General features: G+C 66.9%; 4 protein-coding genes and 1 pseudogene. All 5 read left to right on the top strand.

Annotated elements, in window-relative coordinates; all coding sequences use genetic code 11:
- The coding region (locus ACJ73U_RS36080) for a DUF6640 family protein (RefSeq protein WP_407782245.1) at window positions 1–333 on the top strand (333 nt) is incomplete at its 5' end.
- A gap of 253 nt (window positions 334–586) precedes the next feature.
- Window positions 587–1,642: pseudogene (locus tag ACJ73U_RS36075) on the top strand (IS3 family transposase).
- Between the two features lie 1,143 nt (window positions 1,643–2,785).
- Window positions 2,786–3,958, top strand: a complete 1,173-nt coding sequence (locus ACJ73U_RS36070; RefSeq protein ID WP_407782244.1) for a saccharopine dehydrogenase family protein — start codon at window positions 2,786–2,788, stop codon at window positions 3,956–3,958.
- 380 nt (window positions 3,959–4,338) lie between these two features.
- Window positions 4,339–5,490: a BMP family protein gene (locus ACJ73U_RS36065; protein WP_407782243.1), complete on the top strand. Its 1,152-nt coding sequence runs from the start codon at window positions 4,339–4,341 to the stop codon at window positions 5,488–5,490.
- 76 nt (window positions 5,491–5,566) lie between these two features.
- Window positions 5,567–5,860, top strand: a 294-nt coding sequence (locus ACJ73U_RS36060; protein ID WP_407782242.1) for an ATP-binding cassette domain-containing protein, incomplete at its 3' end; no start/stop codon positions are given.

Raw genomic sequence — 5,860 nt, 5'->3', positions numbered from 1 at the left:
TCTTCTGTTGTATGGCAACACCTTCGGCGTGTCATCAACACCGAAGACCACTGCTACCCTAAGTCACCAACGGTTACGCGGAATGGCTCACTATCCCTGGCGACCCTGTACCACCTGTGGAAACCAGGCCGATCACGCGCGTCACTAGACAGTGCGACAATCATCGCAAGCCTGTACGGGCTCACCCAACTCTCCGCCGCGCTCTATCCGGAAACCGCCAGCGTCGACCCGCCTCGCGAAGACAACTGGCCGCAGCTCAAGTACACCCTGCCCAGCCTCGGAATGGTCCTGCTCGGCTACGTGACCGAACGCTACCGAATCACCCGAAAATGACGACTCCGGGACAACTGAGGTTTTGCGTTCATACTGACGGCAGCCGGTGAAGAATCCCCGTAGGCACCCATCTACGGCCCCGCCGGTAGCCAACGACCTCCCCAACTGACGGCCAGATATCTCCCCGGTAGTAGTCCACTCGGAATATCGATTCGGCGGCCTCGGCTTTGTCGCAGTGGCCTGACCCCGATTCGTTGGTCCAGTTCGAGTGAGAGTCTGGATGCCTGAGTACGGGCAGGACGGCTCGATGTTCATGGCGACGAGGAAGCGGCATTCACCGGAGCAGATCGTGCGGAAGTTGACGACCGCGGATCGGCTGTTGTCCGAGGGCAAGGATGTGGCGGCGGTGTGTCGTGAGTTGGGGGTGTCCGAGCAGACCTATCACCGCTGGCGTAACCAGTTCGGCGGGTTGAAGGCCGACGACGCGAAACGGCTCAAGGATCTCGAGCGGGAGAAGTCGACGCTCAAGCGGCTGCTCGCCGACGCCGAGTTGGAGAAGGCCGTGTTGAAGGAGAACGCCAAGGGAAACTTCTGAGCCCGGAGCGCCGCCGGGCCGCCGTGCACCACCTGATGACCGTCCTGGGTGTGTCCGAGCGGTTCGCCTGTTGGGTGACCGGCCAGCACCGCGCAACGCAGCGCCGTGAGCCGGCGAGCACGACACCAGGCGATCCGGAAGCGGCGCTGCGGGCCTGGTTGCGTGGCTGGGCGAAGGCTCATCCTCGGCGCGGGTTCCGCAACGCCTATGCCGATGCCCGCGGCGAGGGCTGGCACGTCAAATCACAAGCGAGTCCAGCGGTTGTGGCGTGAGGAGGGTTTGCGGGTGCCGCAACGCCGGCGACGCAAACCCACCGGCATCTCGACCGCGCCAGACCCGCCCAAGGCTGATGCACCGAACCGGGTCTGGCGGTGGACTTCCAGTTCGACGCCACCACCGACGGCCGGCCGGTCAAGATCGTGTCCATCATCGATGAGCACACCCGCGAGTGCCTCGGCGGGCTCGTGGACCGCTCGATCACCGCAGACCGGCTCATCGACGAACTCGACCGCCTCGCCCTGGACCGTGGATACCCGGTGGTGCTGCGCTGCGACAACAGCCCTGAGCTGGCCTGCGCCGCGATGGCTGACTGGGCAGGCGAACGTGTTGGCCTGTCATTCATCCCGCCCGGTGAACCGTGGCGCAACGGCTACGTCGAGTCGTTCAACGCCCGAGTCCGCGACGAATGCCTCAACATCAACATCTTCTGGGTCCCTCACACACGCACGCGTGGTGATCACCGACTGGAAACACGACTACAACCACCGCCGATGACACAGCTCGCTCGGCTACCAGGCACCAGCGGACTACGCTGCCGCCTGCACCCACCGATGACCGACTCTCATACCGAAATGGATCAGTTCTCGGGGTCCGGCCAGCAGGCCGAGACCTCGATACGGAGCGGGCGCGCCACCCAGTGGTGATCACCGCACGATTGCGAGGTTGGACACGCCCAGTTCGACCTGGCGGGTGGGGGTGAAGTAGCCGATGAGCAGTTGCCGCGTACTTCCTTCCGGGGTGGGTGATCGCGCGGACGCGGCGGGTCTCGTGCCCGCAGTGCGGCAACGCGGCCGGGGTGAGATCGGCCAGGCTGACACCCTGGACGGTGAGCAGGCAGCACACGTCGAACAGCCTTCCCGCCGGTGCGCCCAGGACACGTCGGCCACGGTGGTCTGCTCGGCGTACTTCCCCAGCAGCGGATCACCTTGCGCCGCGACGAAGACCTGCCGTATTCCTTGAAGTCGTTCACCCGGAACGCCAGCAGCAACGGTTGGAGGACGTGTAGGCAGAACAACGACCGCAGGCCCTGCCAGATCGCCATGCCGGTTTCGCGCCGTGAGCCGAGGATGCCGGCGCCTGCCTCGCCTGGCCCCAACGGGTTGGCGTGCCATCGCTGCTGCCAGGTCTGGCCTTGGTAGTCGGTCAGGCAGGTAGGTCAGGCAGGTAGGGCAGGACGATCCCCGGCGGCCTGGCCTCGCTGCTGGCAGGTGGCCGGCGCGCCTCTTCCAGGCCGTGGTCACCAGCCGGGCAAATGTGCTCGACGAGCGCCCGGCCCAGGTCGCCCGCCGGGCGCGGAGGCGTCGCCCGCGACGGCCGGTTGGATTCGATCCGGCCGGAGACGAACCGGCTGGCGAAGCTCAGCTCGTCAAGGACCGGGCCGTGCCGGCGCCGGTGCCGCTGGCTGTGGCCGGTCGTCGGACTGCTGGCTGATTAAGGCACGGAACACCACCTCGTCGGGAGCCTAACTTCACGTCGCGACGGGATTTGCGGGAGCCGGAGGGTGCGGTTCCCGCCGGTCACCCGACATGAGGGTGGGCGCTGCGGTCGGCGAGGGCTTCTTCTCGGGCGGTTGGACCTGCTTGGGGACGGTATGGTCATTACTCCTCGGTAGGTTTGAGGTTGGGAGGGTGTTTGCCCATGTCGGTGGGGCGGGAGTTCGACGTTGTGCTCTTCGGGGCCACCGGGTTCACCGGAGGGCTCACCGCTGAGTATCTGGCCGCGCACGCGCCTGTCGGCTGTCGTTGGGCTGTTGCCGGGCGGTCTCGGGAGAAGCTGTCGGCGGTGCGGGATCGGCTTGCCGAGATCAACCCTTCGTGTGCGGGGTTGGAGTTGCTCGTTGCTGATGTGACTGATCGTGAGTCCTTGCGTGCCGTCGCCTCGCGGGCTCGGGTGGTGGTTACCACTGTTGGGCCCTATCACCATTACGGAGAGCCGCTGGTCGCGGTGTGTGCCGAGGAGGGGACCGACTACCTCGACCTCACCGGGGAGCCCGAGTTCTTCGACCGGATGTACCTCGGCTACCACGACAAGGCGGTGGCCAGTGGGGCGCGGATCGTGCATGCCGCCGGGTTCGACTCCATTCCTCATGACCTGGGGGTTCTGTTCACCGTCCAGCAGCTGCCCGAGGGCGTGCCGCTGGCGGTGGAGGGGTACCTCTCGCTCTCCGGGGCCTTCTCGGCCGGGACCTACCACTCCGCCATCACCGCCTTCTCCCGGTTGCGGGAGATGGGGGCGGTCGCCAGGCGGCGCCGACAGGCCGAGCCCCGGCCGGACGGGCGCTCGGTGAAGGGCGTCAAGGGGCGGCCGCGGTTCGAGAAGGCCGTCGACGCGTGGTTGCTGCCCGCGCCCACGATCGACCCGATCGTGGTGTTGCGGTCGGCGCGGGCGCTTGACCGGTACGGGCCGGCCTTCACCTACAGCCACTACCTCGCGATCAAGAAGCTGCCCGTGGCGGCCGGGATCGCCGGCGCCCTCGGGGCGGCTGTGGTGCTCGCGCAGGTGCCACTCACCCGCGACTGGCTGCTCGGGCGCATGGCCTCGGGGGACGGTCCGACGCCGGAACGACGGGAGAAGGCCTGGTTCCGGGTGCGGTTCGTCGGTGAAGGGGGTGGGCGGCGGGTGGTCACGGAGGTGTCCGGGGGCGACCCCGGATACGGGGAGACGGCCAAGATGTTGGGCGAGGCGGCGTTGTGTCTCGCCTTCGACGACCTGCCGAAGGTGTCGGGGCAGGTGACGACCGCCGTCGCCATGGGGGATCGGTTGATCGCGCGGCTGGTGCGGGCCGGGTTGACCTTCCGGGTGGTGGAGTAGCGGCGGTACGTGGTGGTCCGGGTGGACTGTCGGTTGCATGGGTCGATCGTGCCGGGTTGGGGCGGGTTCGGGTGGCGGGGAGCTGGGAATTGTGGATAACTCGGGGGGCTGTGGACAAGTGGCCCACACGGGAGGGCGTGACGTCTCTGGGTGTCGGTGGGGTGCTGTAGAGGCGCGGACCACGGGAAACACGACCGTCACAATTGACCACAACGCACGTAGGTGATCACGGTCAGTGCTACTCGCAGGTCCCCCAAGGAACGATTGGGTCACGCGGCTCTACGCGGCGGTAGCACTTCGGCGACCGCAGAGTACGGTCTCGCCATCAGTTGGCGTTCGGCGCTCGGCCGGGCGCGGAATGAACGCGGAAGGAGAAAGCCTTGCGCTTCAAGCGGGGAGTCGCGGTCGCCGCGATCGCGCTGACCAGCGTGCTGTCCGTGGTCGGTTGTGCGAAGGACTCTGGATCCTCGAACAACTCTTCGGGTGGCGACAGCAGCAGCGCCGCGGGTTGCAAGACCGTGGCCAAGCCGGCGGCGGCGACTGAGCAGACCTCGTCGTCCCAGAGCAGCTCCAAGGTGGACGGTAGCGCGCTGAAGGTCGGCATGGCCTTCGACATCGGCGGCCGTGGCGACGCGTCGTTCAACGACTCCGCCGCCGCCGGGCTCGACAAGGCGAAGGCCGAGATCGGCGTGAAGAACACCAAGGAGCTCGCCGCCACCGACCAGGAGAGCGAGGACTCCAAGATCACCCGCCTCCGCCAGCTCGCGCAGGACGGCGACAACCCGGTGGTCGCCATCGGCTTCGGGTACACCGACGCCACCGTCAAGGTCGCGGCCGAGTTCCCGAACATCCACTTCGCGGTGGTCGACGGCTTCGCGGAGAACGCGCCGAAGAACATCACCTGGCTGGGCTTCGCCGAGCAGGAGGGCTCCTTCCTCGTCGGCGTCATCGCCGCGCTGAAGAGCAAGAGCTGCACCATCGGCTTCGTCGGCGGCGTCAACGTGCCGCTGATCCAGAAGTTCCAGGCCGGCTTCGAGCAGGGCGTGAAGACCGTCGCGCCGAAAGCCAAGATCGTCTCGAAGTACATCACCGAGGCGGGCGACCTCACCGGTTTCGCCGACCCGCCCAAGGGCCAGGTCGCCGCGAAGGGCCTGATCGACCAGGGCGCGGACGTCGTCTACCACGCCGCGGGTGCCTCCGGCAAGGGCGTGTTCGCCGCCGCCAAGGACGCGAACGTGCTCGCCATCGGCGTCGACTCCGACCAGTACAACCAGAAGGTCGTCGCCGACTACAAGGACATCATCCTGACGTCCATGCTCAAGCGGGTCGACGTCGCGGTGTTCGACTTCATCTCCGCGGTCGCGTCGAACAACCTCACCTCCCTGCCGCAGGTCTTCGACCTGAAGGTGGACGGCGTCGGCTACTCGACGTCTGGCGGGAAGATCGACGACAAGACCAAGAGCTGGGTCGAGGCCTACAAGCAGCAGATCATCGACGGCAAGATCAAGGTTTCAACCACGCCGAGCAGCTGATCTGACGAGGTGTGACGCCCGTGGGTGTGTGGCGAGGCCATGCACCCACGGGTCTTTCCTGTAAAGGAAGTCCCATATGACCGACACCGAGGTCGCCACCCAGTCCGCGGTCGTCCTCACCGGCATCACCAAGCGGTTCCCCGGCGTCGTCGCCAACAGCGACGTGCACCTGACGGTCCGCGCCGGCGAGGTGCACGCCCTGTGCGGCGAGAACGGCGCCGGCAAGTCGACCCTCATGAAGATCCTCTACGGGATGCAGCGCCCGGACGGGGGCACGATCGAGGTCAACGGCCGGGAGGAGCACTTCCGTTCGCCCAAGGACGCCATCGCCGCGGGGATCGGCATGGTGCACCAGCACTTCATGCTGGCC

This window comes from Actinophytocola sp. (assembly GCF_045807065.1).
In the GTDB taxonomy this organism is placed as follows: domain Bacteria; phylum Actinomycetota; class Actinomycetes; order Mycobacteriales; family Pseudonocardiaceae; genus Actinophytocola.
This window is presented reverse-complemented; position numbering and strand designations above follow the sequence as displayed.

What these genes read in the sequence shown, in the direction of transcription:
- ACJ73U_RS36070 (WP_407782244.1), top strand. Translation starts at nt 2,786, where the DNA reads ATGTCGGTGGGGCGGGAGTTCGACGTTGTGCTCTTCGGGGCCACCGGG.